The sequence below is a fragment of the Streptomyces sp. NPDC089915 genome (assembly GCF_040684675.1).
GTDB lineage: Bacteria > Actinomycetota > Actinomycetes > Streptomycetales > Streptomycetaceae > Streptomyces.
On the sequence record NZ_JBFBGN010000163.1, the window covers coordinates 1 to 13,657 of the forward strand.

Here is a 13,657-nt window from a genome sequence, read left to right on the forward strand (position 1 = left end):
GCGACCGTCGCCGTGCCCGCGTCGGGCACGATCAGGGTGGACAGGCAGCGCACCAGGGTGGTCTTGCCCGCGCCGTTCGGACCGGGGGCCCTTTCGTGACCCGCGGGACGCGGCATCGCGGTGCCCCGGCGGGTACAGTGCGGAGATCAGCAGACTTGCACGGTGAGGCCCCAGTGTTGACTCAGACCACCACCCGGGTCCTAGAACCCAGTGATCTGGACGCCGCGCTCGCCATCCTCGGACGCGAGCCGGTCGAGAACGCCTTCGTCACCTCCCGGGTCCAGGTCGCCGGACTCGATCCCTGGCGCCTGGGCGGCGAGATGTGGGGCTGGTACTCCGGCGGCGAACTCCGCTCCCTGTGCTACGCGGGCGCCAACCTGGTCCCCGTCTGCGCCGGCCCCGACGCCGTCCGCGGCTTCGCCGACCGGGCCCGCCGCACCGGCCGCCGCTGCTCCTCCATCGTCGGCCCGGCCGAGGCCACCCGGCTCCTGTGGAAGCTCCTCGAACCCAGCTGGGGCCCCGCCCGCGACGTCCGCTCCCACCAGCCGCTGATGGCCACCGAACGGCCCTCCGCCGAGATCACGCCCGACCCGCTGGTGCGCCGGATCCGCAAGGACGAGATGGACCTGATCATGCCCGCCTGCGTGGCCATGTTCACCGAGGAGGTCGGCATCTCCCCCCTCGCCGGCGACGGCGGCCTGCTCTACCAGGCCCGCGTCGCCGAGCTGGTCGGCGGCGGCCGCTCCTTCGCCCGCGTCGAGGACGGCAAGGTCGTCTTCAAGGCCGAGATCGGCGCCGCCACCGCCCGGGCCTGCCAGATCCAGGGCGTCTGGGTGGCCCCCGAGTTCCGCGGCCGGGGCCACTCCGAGACCGGCATGGCGGCCGTCGTCGAGTTCGCCCTGCGCGACGTGGCCCCCGTGGTCAGCCTCTACGTCAACGACTTCAACACCGCCGCCCGCGCCGCCTACCGGAGGGTGGGCTTCCGGGAGGTCGGGGCGTTCATGAGCGTGCTGTTCTGAGCCGGGGCGTCCACCCTCCGGGCGCAGACCGCGCTGTGGCTACGCACGGACCCGCGCGGCCGGTTTCGTCCGGGAAGCCGTACCGGAGCGGGCGTACCCCGAAGTAAGGTCGGCCGCATGCTGCCTACCCCCGGGGGCGACGACCCCGCACGGCCCGCTGGACTGCGCATCGGGCACCTCGACCTCGCCGGCCGCGTGGACGAAGCCCTGCGCGTGCAGGCCGTGGCCTTCGGGCTCAGCGAGGAGGAGGTCGGCATCCGGCGCTACATCGTGCAGCGCCACATGACCTGCCGCGGCGCCCGCGCGCTCGGCGCCTTCACCGACGACGGGGCCCTCGCCGGGTTCGTGTACGGCATGCCCAACGACCGGGCCCACTGGTGGTCCACCATCGTCGAGCCCCACCTGCGCGCCAACGGCTCCGCGCACTGGCTAGACGACTCCTTCGTGATCACCGAGCTGCACGTCCACCCCGGCTTCCAGGGCCGGGGCGTCGGCCGCGCCCTCATCACCCGGATCACCGACACGGCCGCCGAGCCGCGCTCGATCCTCTCCGCCATCGACACCGACAGCCCGGCCCGCGGCCTCTACGCGGCCCTGGGCTACCGGGACCTGGCCCGCAGGGTCCACTTCCCGAGCGCGAGCCTCCCGTACGCGGTCATGGGGGCACCGCTGCCGCTGCTGCGGGGCTGAAGATTTTCGGTACCGGGCGGGGAGGGACCCCCGATAGCCTCGCCGCATGTCAACGCAACACGTGCAGCGCATGTCCCGACTCATGGCCAAGACCCTCCGCGAGGACCCGGCCGACGCCGAGACCCTGAGCCACCGCCTCCTCGTCCGCGCCGGCTACGTCCGGCGCAGCTCCGCCGGAGTGTGGACCTGGCTGCCGCTCGGCAAGAAGGTCCTCGACGCCGTCTCCCGCGTCGTCCGCGAGGAGATGGACGCCATCGGAGCCCAGGAGGTGCTGCTGCCGGCGCTGCTGCCCAAGGAGCCGTACGAGGTCAGCGGCCGCTGGTCGGAGTACGGGGACCTGCTGTTCCGGCTCAGGGACCGCAAGGGCGCGGACTACCTGCTCGGCCCCACCCACGAGGAGATCTTCACCCTCGTGGTGAAGGACCAGTGCACGTCCTACAAGGACCTGCCCGTGATGCTGTACCAGATCCAGACCAAGTACCGCGACGAGGCCCGGCCCCGGTCCGGGGTGCTGCGCGGGCGCGAGTTCCAGATGAAGGACTCGTACTCCTTCGACATCACGGACGAGGGGCTCGCCGAGTCCTACCGGCTCCACCGCGAGGCGTACGTACGGATCTTCGAGCGGCTCGGGCTCGACCACCGGATCGTGTCCGCGGTGTCGGGCGCGATGGGCGGCTCGGCGTCGGAGGAGTTCCTGGCGCCGGCCGGGGCGGGCGAGGACACGTTCGTGGACTGCCCGGAGTGCGACTACGCGGCGAACACGGAGGCGGTCGTCTTCGTCCCGCGGGCCGCGGCCCCGGCCGATGCCGCGCACGGGGCGCTGGAGGAGATCCCCACGCCCGACACCCCGACGATCGAGACCCTCGCCGCACACCTGGGCGTTCCCGCCTCCGCCACGCTGAAGAACCTCCTGGTGAAGGTCGACGGGGAGATCACGGCGGTGGGCGTGCCGGGCGACCGGGAGGTGGACCTCGGCAAGCTCGGCGAGCACCTGGCGCCGGCGGTGGTCGAGCTGGTGACGGCCGAGGACTTCGCGGGACGGCCCGATCTGGTACGGGGCTACGTGGGCCCGCAGGGGCTGGAGAAGGTGCCCTACATCGCCGACCCCCGGGTGGCACCGGGCACCGCCTGGGTGACCGGGGCCAACAAGCCCGACACGCACGCGCGGAACGTGGTCTGCGGGCGCGACTTCGAGGTGGACCGGTACCTGGACGTGGTCGTGGTGGAGCCGGGCGACCCCTGCCCCGCCTGCGGGGCGGGGCTGCGGCTGGACCGGGCGATCGAGATCGGGCACATCTTCCAGCTGGGACGGAAGTACGCGGACGCCTTCGGGCTGGACGTGCTCGGCCCGCAGGGCAAGCCGGTACGGGTCACCATGGGCTCGTACGGCATCGGCGTCTCGCGGGCGGTCGCCGCGCTGGCCGAGCAGACGGCCGACGCGCGCGGGCTGTGCTGGCCGGCGGAGGTGGCCCCGGCCGACGTGCACGTGGTGGCGGCCGGCAAGGCCGGGCCGCTCGCGGTGGCCGAGGAGGCGGCGCAGGCGCTGGCCGCACGGGGGAAGCGGGTCCTGCTGGACGACCGGGCCGGGGTCTCGCCGGGGGTGAAGCTCACCGACGCGGAGCTGATCGGCGTCCCGTGGATCCTGGTCGCGGGCCGCCGGGCCGCCGAGGGCGTCGTCGAACTCCAGAACCGGCGCACGGGGGCCCGGGAGGAACTCCCGCTGGAGGAGGCCCTGGGGCGCGTGGGGTAGGGCCGGGTCCGGCCCCGCCGGGGGGCGGCTCCCGGCGGTGGCCGGCCGGCGGCCGTCAGCCGGCCGGCGGGGGCGCGGCCCCGGGCGGGTCCGGCGGACCGGGGGCCGGGGCGGCCGGCGGTTCCGGCGGGTCCGGGTGGGGCTGGACCTCCCCGGAGGGGGTCGCCCGTTCCAGGAAGCGGAGGAGCTCCACCGGGAACGGGAGGACCAGGGTGGAGTTCTTCTCCGCCGCCACCGCGATCACCGTCTGGAGCAGGCGCAGCTGAAGGGCCGCCGGCTGGTCCGACATGACGGCCGCCGCCTCGGCCAGCTTGTGCGAGGCCTGGAGCTCCGCGTCCGCGTTGATCACGCGGGCGCGGCGCTCGCGGTCCGCCTCCGCCTGCCTCGCCATCGACCGCTTCATCGTCTCGGGCAGGGAGACGTCCTTGATCTCCACGCGGTCGATCTGGACGCCCCACCCCATCGCCGGGCTGTCGATCATGAGCTCCAGGCCCTGGTTCAGCTTCTCGCGGTTCGAGAGGAGGTCGTCCAGGTCGCTCTTGCCGATGATCGAGCGGAGCGAGGTCTGGGCCATCTGCGAGACCGCGAAGCGGTAGTCCTCCACCGCGATGATCGCGCTCGCCGGGTCGACCACCTTGAAGTAGACGACCGCGTCCACCCGGACCGTGACGTTGTCCCGGGTGATGCCCTCCTGCGCCGGCACGGGCAGCGTGACGATCTGGAGGTTCACCTTCTGCAGCCGGTCCGCCACCGGGAGGATCATCGTGAAACCGGGCGGGCGGACCCCTTCCCGGAGCCGGCCGAACCGGAACACGACCCCGCGTTCGTACTGCTTCACCACCCGCGCGGCGGCGCCCAGGTACACCGCGACGCCCGCGGCGGCGGCGATTCCCGCTGTCAGCAGTTCCTCGACCATGGCGGCCCCCTGCCGGACATGCACCTTTTACTAAGGTATGCCCTACAGCCAGGCCGCGAACTCCAGCAGCAGTTCCGCATCCCGGCGCCGTCCGGCGGCCAGCGCGCGCACCCCGGACTCCACCGCCCGGAACACCGTCCAGCCGCGCAGCCGCTCCCGGTCCACCTCCAGGGAGTCGGCGAGCTTGTGCACCCGCCGCCGCGCCCCCGAGGCCCCCGCCGAGGAGGCCACCAGGTCCTCCAGCCGGTCGCGCACCAGCCGGGCCAGGTCGTAGGCCCGCTCGCCGACCAGGGGGTCCGGGCCCACCGTCAGCCACGGCGCCCGCTCGCCCGCCAGGACCTTGCCCTGCCGGAAGTTCCCGTGCAGCAGGAGCTCCTCCGGCGGCCGGACGGTCAGCTCCCCGTGGAGGGACAGGGCCGTGTCGGCCAGCGCCCGGGCCTCCGGGGGCGCCGAGCGCAGGGCCTCGGCCTGGGGGGCCGTGCGCTCGGCCACCGTTTCGAAGGGGTGGCCGGCCGGCGGGCGCACCCAGAGGCGGCGCAGCGTGCCGCACGCCTCCAGCAGGGCCTTGGCCTCCGGGAGCGAGCGCAGGGAGACGTCCGCGTGCAGCCGCTCCAGCAGGAGGGCGCCGTCGTCCTCGTGGTGGCGCGAGTCCAGGACCCGTACCGCGCCGAAGCCGCCCCAGTGGGCGAGCGCGGCCAGCTCGAGGGCGGGACGGGCCCCCGGGGGCGCCAGCTTCAGGGCGGCCGGGGTGCCGTCGGCGTAGCGGACCAGGATCACCAGGCTGCTGCGGCCGCCGGGCGCCAGGGCCCGCTGGGACACCACGTCCCGCCGCTCCAGCGCCTCCTTGGCGAGTTCGGGCAGCCGCTCCAGCCACTGGGTGTCCTGAGCTGTCCGCGGCGGCTCGCCGAGCGCCCGTACGAGCCGCTGCGGCGGTTCGAAAGCCATGCGTGCGTGGTCCCTTTCAGCCGGTACGGGCCCCGTCCGAGCGTTCGGTGAGCCCAGGGAAGGCTACGCCGACACCGCGCCAGCGTGCCGCGCGCACGGCCGCGGCGGTCAGCGCGTCGGCCGCGTCGCGGCGCAACTGGCCGTCCGCCGCCCGGACGAGGTCCGAGTACGCGCCCGCCACCCGGTCCTCGATGTCGGCGGCCAGCCGCTCGGCGTCGTCGCCGGAGCGCACCTCGAAGGGCAGGGCGTACGCCGCCTCCGACGGCCTGGGCGCGCCGCCCAGCTCGCGCACGGTCCGGGTGAGCCGGTCGCGGCGCGAGAGGTGCTGGCCGTACGCCTCCCGCGCCTCGGTCGCCCGGGCGGGGTCGATCCGGGCGCCGATGACCCCGTACCCGTACGTCGCCGCGTGCTCGGCGGCCAGCGCCGCCTGGGCGGCCTCCAGCGCGCGGCCCGCGGGGGAGGGGGAGGGCTTCACGGCGGTGTTCACGAGGAGGCTCCCGGGTTCGAGGTCAGCAGGTAGGCGTGGACGGCGCCGCAGGCGGCCACCGAGGCCAGCAGCCGGGCCAGCTCGCCGGGGGCGCCGGCCAGGGCGATGGTCCGGGCCTCCGACAGGCTCCGCTCGGCGTCCGCGAGCGCGCTCAGGGCCTCGGCGGGCTTCTCCGGGACCTGGGCCCGGCCGGCCGCCGGGGCGCTGGGCGGGGGAGAGGCGGAGGAAGAGGCGGACGGGGAGGCCGGCCGGGAGGGCGCCGGGCTCGCCTTGGCGGTGCCGAGGGCCAGGGCCCCGGTGTGCGCGGCGACGGCCTGGCGCAGCGGCGCGAGCCGCCCGGACAGATCGGGGTGCACGGCGACGGTGGCGTCGTAACGTTCCAGCAGCCGCTCGCTGTCACGGACGGCGCCCTCCCGCATCCGCCGTTCGAGTGAAATCCCGCTGTCCGCGCCGGCCGTCTCACCCCCGCCGGAACACCCGGTGACCAGCGCGGACCCGGCGGCCGCGGCGGCGGCTCCGGCGAGCACGCTCCTGCGTGAGGGCGAGGGCCTCGAAGGCAAGGACCAGGGCACGGTGACGTCCTCGGGGTGGTGGCGGGGCAAGGTGTGATCACGGTACCCGGGGGTCCGCCCGGCGGCGCGGACGGCAACACCCTCCGCGACCGGATACCCTTTGACCTGACACGCGACGGAAAACCACAACAGCACACGCGGCCGAGGAGTCACCCGGATGAGCACCACCCAGAGCGACAGGCTGCGCGGACTGCTGGAGCCGCTCGTCGCCGCCAAGGGCCTGGACCTCGAGGAGATCGAGCTTTCCAAGGCGGGCAGGCGCCGGATGCTGAGGATCGTCGTGGATTCCGACGAAGGCGTGGAACTGGACGCGTGCGCCGAGCTGAGCCGTGAGGCCTCGGACGCGCTCGACGCGTCCGACGTGATGGGCGAGGACGAGTACGTCCTCGAAGTCAGCTCCCCGGGCGCGGACCGCCCGCTCAGCGAGCACCGCCACTACGTGCGGGCCACGGGCCGTCTCGTGAAGTTCCAGCTGGCGGAGGGCGGCGAGCTGATCGCCCGCATCCTCGACGTCGACGACGAGGGCATGGACCTCGAAGTCCCGGGTGTGAAGGGCCGCAAGGCGACCGCCCGCCGCATCGCGTTCACCGACATCGCCAAGGCGCGTGTCGAGATCGAGTTCAACCGCAAGGACAAGAAGGAAGAGGAGGCGTAGCCGTGGACATCGACATGAGTGCCCTGCGGGGTCTGGTCCGGGAGAAGGAGATCTCCTTCGACCTGCTCGTCGAGGCGATCGAGTCGGCCCTCCTCATCGCGTACCACCGCACCGAGGGCAGCTTCCGCCGCGCCCGTGTGGTGCTGGACCGCGCCAACGGCCACGTGGTCGTGTGGGCGACCGAGGACCCGCGCGATCTCGAGGAGGGGCAGGAGCCCAAGGAGTTCGACGACACCCCGTCGGACTTCGGCCGCATCGCCGCGACGACCGCCAAGCAGGTGATCCTCCAGCGTCTGCGCGACGCCGAGGACGACCTGACCTTCGGCGAGTTCGCCGGCCGTGAGGGCGACGTCATCACCGGCGTCGTCCAGCAGGGCAAGGACCCGAAGAACGTCCTGGTCGACATCGGCAAGCTGGAGGCCATCCTGCCGGTGCAGGAGCAGGTCCCCGGTGAGGAGTACCCGCACGGGCTCCGCCTGAAGGCGTACGTCGTGCGCGTGGCGAAGGGTGTCCGCGGTCCGTCCGTGACCCTGTCGCGCACCCACCCGAACCTGGTGAAGAAGCTCTTCGCCCTGGAGGTCCCGGAGATCGCCGACGGCAGCGTCGAGATCTCCGCGATCGCCCGCGAGGCCGGCCACCGCACCAAGATCGCGGTCCGGTCCACCCGTTCGGGCCTGAACCCGAAGGGCGCCTGCATCGGCCCGATGGGCAGCCGCGTGCGCAACGTGATGGCCGAACTGCACGGCGAGAAGATCGACATCGTCGACTGGTCGGACGACCCGGCGGAGATGGTCGCGAACGCCCTGTCACCCGCCCGGGTGAGCAAGGTCGAGGTCGTCGACTGGGACTCGCGCTCCGCGCGGGTGACCGTCCCCGACTACCAGCTGTCGCTGGCCATCGGCAAGGAGGGCCAGAACGCCCGCCTCGCCGCGCGGCTCACCGGCTGGCGCATCGACATCCGGCCGGACACCGAGCCGGCGCCCGACGCGGACGCCGACCGGGACTGACCGGAAACGGTGCCCGGGCGGACGCCCGGGAGGGAATAAATCGCTACCGGACGACCGTTTCCGGCCGGTAGACAGGGGGTCCTCGTACGTGAGGACCCCCCGTGGATCACGACGACATCCGTTCGATTTTTCACCTGAAGGGGTGAGGTCGGTGCGGGGAGGTAGACTTAGGCGTGTCTGGCCGGACGCAAGCCCGCGCATGCCCCGAACGCACCTGTGTGGGGTGCCGGGAGCGAGCGGCCAAGAGCGATCTGCTGCGCATCGTGGCGGTCGGGGACGCATGCGTCCCTGATCCTCGCGGTACGCTGCCCGGCCGGGGTGCGTACGTGCACCCTGCCGTGGTCTGCCTCGACCAGGCGGTCCGCCGCAGAGCGTTCCCCCGGGCCCTCCGGTCCGCAGGACCGCTCGACACGGAGGGACTGCGCAATGCCCTGGCCGTCCAGGCCGTGGCGACACCGTAAGAAGAAGTACGGCACGGATTCCCGTGCGGTCAGGTACCTCGCGAGTTGGAAGTAGGTCGAGATTGCGATGAGCACTCGATGAGTACGCGATGAGTACGCCCATGAAGTAGCGACGGTCCGGCGTAACCCGGACCTAAAAGGAGCGAAGTGGCTAAGGTCCGGGTATACGAACTCGCCAAGGAGTTCGGGGTTGAGAGCAAGGTCGTCATGGCCAAGCTCCAAGAACTCGGTGAATTCGTCCGTTCGGCGTCCTCGACGATCGAGGCGCCGGTTGTACGCAAGTTGACTGACGCACTGCAGGGGCCCGGCGGCAACGCCGGCAAGTCCGCTGCGAAGCCCGGCGCGCCCCGCAAGGCCGCGCCCGCCAAGCCCGCGGCGCCCTCCCCGGCGACCGCGGCACGTCCTGCCCCCAAGCCCGGCGCACCGGCCCCCAAGCCGGCCGCGGCCGAGGCTCCGGCGGCCCCCGCCCCGGTGACTCCGGCCGCTCCCGGCCCGCGTCCCGGCCCCAAGGCTCCGGCCGCCCCGAAGCCCGCTCCGGCGGCTCCCGTGGCGACCGAGTTCTCCGCGCCCCCGGCGGCTCCGGCCGCTCCGGCGCGTCCCGCCGCCTCCCCCGGCCCGCGTCCGGCGCAGCAGCGCCCGGCCGGCCAGGGTCAGGGTGCCCGTCCCGGCGCTCCGCGTCCGGCCGGCGCCACCCCCGGTGGCCAGGCCCCGCGTCCCGGTGCTCCGGCCCCGCGTCCGCAGGGTGCCCGTCCGGCGGGTCCCCGTCCGGGCAACAACCCGTTCACGTCCGGCGGCTCCACCGGCATGGCGCGCCCGCAGGCGCCCCGTCCGGCCGGCGCCCCGCGTCCCGGTGCCCCCGGCGCCGGCGGCCAGGGTGCCCCGCGTCCGCAGGCCGGCCCCGGCGGCGCCCCGCGTCCGCAGGGTCCCGGCGGCGCCCGTCCGACCCCGGGCGGCATGCCCCGTCCGCAGGGCGGCGCCCCGCGTCCGGGCGGTGCTCCCGGTGGTAACCGTCCGAACCCGGGCATGATGCCGCAGCGTCCCGCTGCCGGTGGCCCCGGTCCCCGTCCCGGCGGCGGTCCCCGCCCCGGTCCGGGTGGCGCAGGCCGTCCGGGTGGTCCCGGTCGTCCCGGCGGCGGCGGCTTCGCCGGCCGTCCGGCCGGTCCGGGCTCGCGTCCGGCCGGCGGCGGCTTCGGCGGCCCGCGTCCGGGTGGCGGCGGCTTCGGCGGCGGCCCGGCCGGCGCCGGTGGCGGCGGCCGTCCCGGCTTCGGCGGTCGTCCCGGTGGTCCCGGTGCCCGTGGTGGCACGCAGGGTGCCTTCGGCCGTCCCGGCGGGCCCGCCCGTCGCGGTCGCAAGTCGAAGCGTCAGAGGCGCCAGGAGTACGAGGCCATGCAGGCCCCGTCCGTGGGCGGCGTGATGCTGCCCCGCGGCAACGGCGAGACCGTTCGCCTGTCGCGCGGTGCCTCCCTCACCGACTTCGCGGAGAAGATCAACGCCAACCCGGCGTCGCTGGTCGCGGTCATGATGAACCTCGGCGAGATGGTCACTGCCACGCAGTCCGTCTCCGACGAGACCCTCCAGCTCCTGGCCGGCGAGATGAACTACACGGTTCAGATCGTCAGCCCGGAGGAGGAGGACCGCGAGCTGCTCGAGGGCTTCGACATCGAGTTCGGCGAGGACGAGGGCGGCGAGGAGTTCCTCATGCCGCGTCCGCCGGTCGTCACCGTCATGGGTCACGTCGACCACGGTAAGACCCGCCTCCTCGACGCCATCCGCAAGACGAACGTCGTCGCGGGCGAGGCCGGTGGCATCACCCAGGGCATCGGCGCCTACCAGGTGGGCACCGAGGTCAACGGTGAAGACCGCAAGATCACCTTCATCGACACCCCGGGTCACGAGGCGTTCACCGCCATGCGTGCCCGTGGTGCGAAGTCGACCGACATCGCGATCCTCGTGGTCGCGGCCAACGACGGCGTCATGCCGCAGACGATCGAGGCGCTGAACCACGCCAAGGCCGCCGGCGTCCCGATCGTCGTCGCGGTCAACAAGATCGACGTCGAGGGTGCCGACCCGGTCAAGGTGCGCGGTCAGCTCACCGAGTTCGGTCTGGTCGCCGAGGAGTACGGCGGCGACACGATGTTCGTCGACATCTCCGCCAAGCAGGGTCTGCACATCGACTCCCTGCTGGAGGCCGTCGTCCTCACCGCCGACGCCTCGCTCGACCTGCGCGCCAACCCCGAGCAGGACGCTCAGGGTATTGCGATCGAGTCCCACCTCGACCGTGGCCGCGGTGCCGTCGCCACCGTCCTCGTCCAGCGCGGTACCCTCCGCGTCGGCGACACGATGGTCGTGGGCGACGCCTACGGCCGCGTGCGCGCCATGCTCGACGACAAGGGCAACAACATCGAGGAAGCGGGTCCGTCGACCCCCGTCCTGGTCCTGGGTCTCACCAACGTCCCCGGCGCCGGCGACAACTTCCTCGTCGTCGACGAGGACCGCACCGCCCGTCAGATCGCCGAGAAGCGTGCTGCGCGTGAGCGCAACGCCAACTTCGCCAAGCGCGTCCGTCGCGTGTCCCTCGAGGACCTCGACTCCGTGCTCAAGGCCGGTCTGGTCCAGGAACTCAACCTCATCATCAAGGGTGACTCCTCCGGTGCGGTCGAGGCCCTCGAGTCCTCGCTGCTCCAGCTGGACGTCGGCGAAGAGGTCGACATCCGCGTCCTGCACCGCGGTGTGGGTGCGGTCACCGAGTCCGACATCTCGCTGGCGATGGGCTCCGACGCCATCGTCATCGGCTACAACGTCCGCGCTGTCGGCCGTGCCGCGCAGATGGCGGACCGCGAGGGCGTCGACGTCCGGTACTACTCGGTGATCTACCAGGCCATCGAGGAGATCGAGGCGGCCCTCAAGGGTCTGCTCAAGCCGGAGTACGAAGAGGTCGAGCTCGGTACGGCGGAGATCCGCGAGATCTTCCGCTCGTCCAAGCTGGGCAACATCGCCGGTGTCCTGGTCCGCTCGGGCGAGGTCAAGCGCAACACCAAGGCGCGGCTCCTGCGCGATGGCAAGGTCATCGCCGAGAACCTCACCATCTCCGGTCTGCGCCGCTTCAAGGACGACGTCACCGAGATCCGCGAAGGCTTCGAGGGCGGTATCAACCTCGGTTCCTTCAACGACATCAAGATCGACGACGTCATCGCGACGTACGAGATGCGCGAGAAGCCGCGCGCGTAAGCGCGAGGCGGTTCGCACCGTGTCGTAGGTAGCTGTAACACCGGGGCCGGTCGGCGGAATATCCGTCGATCGGCCCCGGCCGTTGCGTGTACGGTTCTGGTGACCCTGCCGAGCGACGGCCGGCAGGCCACCGAACCCGCACCGGCGGGATATCCGGAACTGCATGTACGTGGGGACTCTGTCCTTCGATCTGCTCCTCGGCGACGTCCACTCGCTGAAGGAGAAACGCTCCGTCGTCCGGCCCATCGTCGCCGAGCTCCAGCGCAAGTTCGCCGTGAGCGCGGCCGAGGTGGGAGACCAGGACCTGCACCGCAGGGCCCGTATAGGGGTGGCCCTGGTGAGCGGGGACGCGGGGTTCGTGTCGGACGTACTCGACCGCTGTGAGCGGCTGGTCGCGGCGCGTCCGGAAGTGGAGCTGCTGTCCGTGAGACGGCGGTTCCACGGTGATGAAGACTGATTGCTTGTCTGCAAGGAAGAAGGAGACGGACCAGTGGCCGACAATGCGCGGGCGAAGAAGCTGGCGGACCTCATCCGGGAGGTGGTGGCGCAGAAGCTGCAGCGTGGAGTCAAGGACCCCCGCCTCGGCACGCACGTGACCATCACCGACACCCGGGTCACCGGCGACCTGCGGGAGGCCACGGTCTTCTACACGGTCTACGGCGACGACGAGGACCGCGCCAGCGCGGCAGCGGGACTGGAGAGCGCCAAGGGCGTACTGCGCTCCGCGGTCGGCCGGGCGGCGGGAACCAAGTTCACGCCCACCCTGACCTTCGTCGCGGACGCCCTCCCGGAGAACGCCAAGACCATCGAGGACCTCCTCGAGAAGGCGCGGACCTCCGACGCCCAGGTGCGCGAGGTCTCCTCCGGCGCCCAGTACGCCGGTGAGGCCGACCCGTACAAGAAGCCGGGCGAAGAAGACGACGAGGACGCAGCCGCGGAATGAGCACCGACGCAGGGAAGACTCCGGACGGCCTTGTCATCGTCGACAAGCCGTCCGGCTTCACTTCGCACGACGTGGTCGCCAAGATGCGCGGGATCGCCAAGACCCGCCGCGTCGGCCACGCGGGCACCCTCGACCCCATGGCGACGGGTGTCCTCGTCCTCGGCGTGGAGAAGGCCACCAAGCTCCTCGGCCACCTCGCGCTGACCGAGAAGGAGTACCTCGGGACGATCCGCCTCGGGCAGTACACCCTCACGGACGACGCCGAGGGCGAGATCACCGCTTCCGCGGACGCCTCCGGGGTCACCCGGGAGGCCGTGGACGCCGGGATCGCCAAGCTGTCCGGCGAGATCATGCAGGTCCCGTCCAAGGTCAGCGCGATCAAGATCAAGGGCGTGCGCTCCTACAAGCGCGCACGCGACGGCGAGGACTTCGAGATCCCGGCCCGTCCGGTGACCATCTCGTCGTTCCAGGTGTACGACATGCGGGAGGCGGAGGCCGAGGACGGCACCAAGGTCGTCGACCTGGTCGTCTCCGTCGTCTGCTCCAGCGGCACCTACATCCGCGCCCTCGCCCGCGACCTGGGCGCCGACCTGGGCGTCGGCGGGCACCTCACGGCGCTGCGGCGCACGCGGGTGGGCCCGTACAAGCTCGACAAGGCGCGCACGCTGGACCAGCTCCAGGAGGAGCTGACCGTCATGCCGATCGGCGAGGCGGCCGCGGCCGCGTTCGCGCGCTGGGACCTGGACGCCCGGCGGGCCTCGCTGCTCGCCAACGGCGTGCGGATCGACATGCCGGACGAGTACCAGGACGGCCGGACCGTGGCCGTCTACGGGCCCCAGGGGCAGTTGCTCGGGCTCGTCGAGAGCAAGGGCGGCAAGGCGAAGTCCCTGGCGGTCTTCGTCTGAGCGGCTTTTGCGTGACGTGGAGCGGTGAGCGAGCAGGGACTGCCGCTCACCGCTCCCCGACCCCCCGCGGGGAGGTCTT

Annotated in this window: 15 protein-coding genes and 1 pseudogene; 11 read left to right on the forward strand and 5 right to left on the reverse strand. The window is 72.8% G+C overall.

What is annotated here, in order from left to right; all coding sequences use genetic code 11:
* A pseudogene (locus tag AB0O29_RS30710) lies at nt 1-83 on the reverse strand (ATP-binding cassette domain-containing protein); the annotation flags it as partial.
* A 93-nt stretch (nt 84-176) separates the two neighbouring features.
* On the opposite strand from AB0O29_RS30710, the gene AB0O29_RS30715 reads away from it, so the two are divergent.
* The 3 genes from AB0O29_RS30715 (at nt 177) to AB0O29_RS30725 (ending at nt 3,459) form a co-directional block, all read left to right on the forward strand.
* On the forward strand, nt 177-1,019 hold the full coding sequence (locus AB0O29_RS30715; protein WP_365158061.1) for a GNAT family N-acetyltransferase: 843 nt from the start codon (nt 177-179) through the stop codon (nt 1,017-1,019).
* Between the two features lie 117 nt (nt 1,020-1,136).
* Nucleotides 1,137-1,709 (forward strand): GNAT family N-acetyltransferase, encoded by a 573-nt coding sequence (locus AB0O29_RS30720; RefSeq protein ID WP_365158064.1) that lies wholly within the window; start codon nt 1,137-1,139, stop codon nt 1,707-1,709.
* Nucleotides 1,710-1,755: 46 nt separating this feature from the next.
* Nucleotides 1,756-3,459 carry a proline--tRNA ligase gene (locus AB0O29_RS30725; protein ID WP_365158067.1) on the forward strand — a complete coding sequence of 568 codons (1,704 nt, stop codon included), beginning with the start codon at nt 1,756-1,758 and terminating at the stop codon, nt 3,457-3,459.
* Between the two features lie 55 nt (nt 3,460-3,514).
* On the opposite strand, the gene AB0O29_RS30730 is transcribed toward AB0O29_RS30725, so the two are convergent.
* Genes AB0O29_RS30730 through AB0O29_RS30745 form a run of 4 tightly spaced genes read right to left on the reverse strand, consistent with a single transcriptional unit; the run spans nt 3,515 to nt 6,226 of the window.
* Entirely contained in the window at nt 3,515-4,375 is an 861-nt protein-coding gene (locus AB0O29_RS30730; RefSeq protein WP_365158097.1) for a slipin family protein, read from the reverse strand.
* A 42-nt stretch (nt 4,376-4,417) separates the two neighbouring features.
* Nucleotides 4,418-5,320 carry an aminoglycoside phosphotransferase family protein gene (locus AB0O29_RS30735; protein ID WP_365158070.1) on the reverse strand — a complete coding sequence of 301 codons (903 nt, stop codon included), beginning with the start codon at nt 5,318-5,320 and terminating at the stop codon, nt 4,418-4,420.
* A gap of 16 nt (nt 5,321-5,336) precedes the next feature.
* A complete protein-coding gene (locus AB0O29_RS30740; protein ID WP_365158073.1) occupies nt 5,337-5,807 on the reverse strand; it encodes a ferritin-like domain-containing protein in 471 nt (156 codons plus the stop codon).
* Nucleotides 5,804-6,226: a hypothetical protein gene (locus AB0O29_RS30745; protein WP_365158076.1), complete on the reverse strand. Its 423-nt coding sequence runs from the start codon at nt 6,224-6,226 to the stop codon at nt 5,804-5,806. Before AB0O29_RS30745 ends, AB0O29_RS30740 begins: the two co-directional genes overlap by 4 nt.
* Before the next feature lie 61 nt (nt 6,227-6,287).
* Here AB0O29_RS30745 and AB0O29_RS30750 point away from each other — a divergent pair, with 61 nt between their 5' ends.
* The 8 genes from AB0O29_RS30750 (at nt 6,288) to truB (ending at nt 13,578) form a co-directional block, all read left to right on the forward strand.
* Nucleotides 6,288-6,416, forward strand: a complete 129-nt coding sequence (locus AB0O29_RS30750) for a hypothetical protein (RefSeq protein ID WP_365158079.1) — start codon at nt 6,288-6,290, stop codon at nt 6,414-6,416.
* A gap of 120 nt (nt 6,417-6,536) precedes the next feature.
* A complete protein-coding gene (rimP, locus tag AB0O29_RS30755; RefSeq protein ID WP_365158082.1) occupies nt 6,537-7,034 on the forward strand; it encodes a ribosome maturation factor RimP in 498 nt (165 codons plus the stop codon).
* 2 nt (nt 7,035-7,036) lie between these two features.
* Nucleotides 7,037-8,041 carry a transcription termination factor NusA gene (gene nusA, locus AB0O29_RS30760; protein WP_365158084.1) on the forward strand — a complete coding sequence of 335 codons (1,005 nt, stop codon included), beginning with the start codon at nt 7,037-7,039 and terminating at the stop codon, nt 8,039-8,041.
* Between the two features lie 173 nt (nt 8,042-8,214).
* Nucleotides 8,215-8,502, forward strand: coding sequence for a YlxR family protein (locus AB0O29_RS30765; RefSeq protein ID WP_344170695.1), 288 nt, complete (start codon nt 8,215-8,217; stop codon nt 8,500-8,502).
* Nucleotides 8,503-8,649: 147 nt separating this feature from the next.
* Entirely contained in the window at nt 8,650-11,730 is a 3,081-nt protein-coding gene (gene infB, locus AB0O29_RS30770; RefSeq protein WP_365158088.1) for a translation initiation factor IF-2, read from the forward strand.
* A gap of 163 nt (nt 11,731-11,893) precedes the next feature.
* Nucleotides 11,894-12,187, forward strand: coding sequence for a DUF503 domain-containing protein (locus AB0O29_RS30775; protein ID WP_079430054.1), 294 nt, complete (start codon nt 11,894-11,896; stop codon nt 12,185-12,187).
* 33 nt (nt 12,188-12,220) lie between these two features.
* Nucleotides 12,221-12,673, forward strand: a complete 453-nt coding sequence (rbfA, locus tag AB0O29_RS30780) for a 30S ribosome-binding factor RbfA (RefSeq protein ID WP_365158091.1) — start codon at nt 12,221-12,223, stop codon at nt 12,671-12,673.
* A complete protein-coding gene (gene truB, locus AB0O29_RS30785; RefSeq protein WP_365158094.1) occupies nt 12,670-13,578 on the forward strand; it encodes a tRNA pseudouridine(55) synthase TruB in 909 nt (302 codons plus the stop codon). Before rbfA ends, truB begins: the two co-directional genes overlap by 4 nt.
* Nucleotides 13,579-13,657: the final 79 nt, after the last annotated feature.

Bases quoted from the DNA above. Each gene is read 5' to 3' on its own strand.
- AB0O29_RS30720 (WP_365158064.1), top strand. From the start codon at position 1,137: ATGCTGCCTACCCCCGGGGGCGACGACCCCGCACGGCCCGCTGGACTG.
- AB0O29_RS30725 (WP_365158067.1), top strand. From the start codon at position 1,756: ATGTCAACGCAACACGTGCAGCGCATGTCCCGACTCATGGCCAAGACC.
- AB0O29_RS30730 (WP_365158097.1), bottom strand. From the start codon at position 4,375: ATGGTCGAGGAACTGCTGACAGCGGGAATCGCCGCCGCCGCGGGCGTC.
- AB0O29_RS30735 (WP_365158070.1), bottom strand. From the start codon at position 5,320: ATGGCTTTCGAACCGCCGCAGCGGCTCGTACGGGCGCTCGGCGAGCCG.
- AB0O29_RS30745 (WP_365158076.1), bottom strand. From the start codon at position 6,226: ATGCGGGAGGGCGCCGTCCGTGACAGCGAGCGGCTGCTGGAACGTTAC.
- rimP (WP_365158082.1), top strand. From the start codon at position 6,537: ATGAGCACCACCCAGAGCGACAGGCTGCGCGGACTGCTGGAGCCGCTC.
- AB0O29_RS30775 (WP_079430054.1), top strand. From the start codon at position 11,894: ATGTACGTGGGGACTCTGTCCTTCGATCTGCTCCTCGGCGACGTCCAC.
- truB (WP_365158094.1), top strand. From the start codon at position 12,670: ATGAGCACCGACGCAGGGAAGACTCCGGACGGCCTTGTCATCGTCGAC.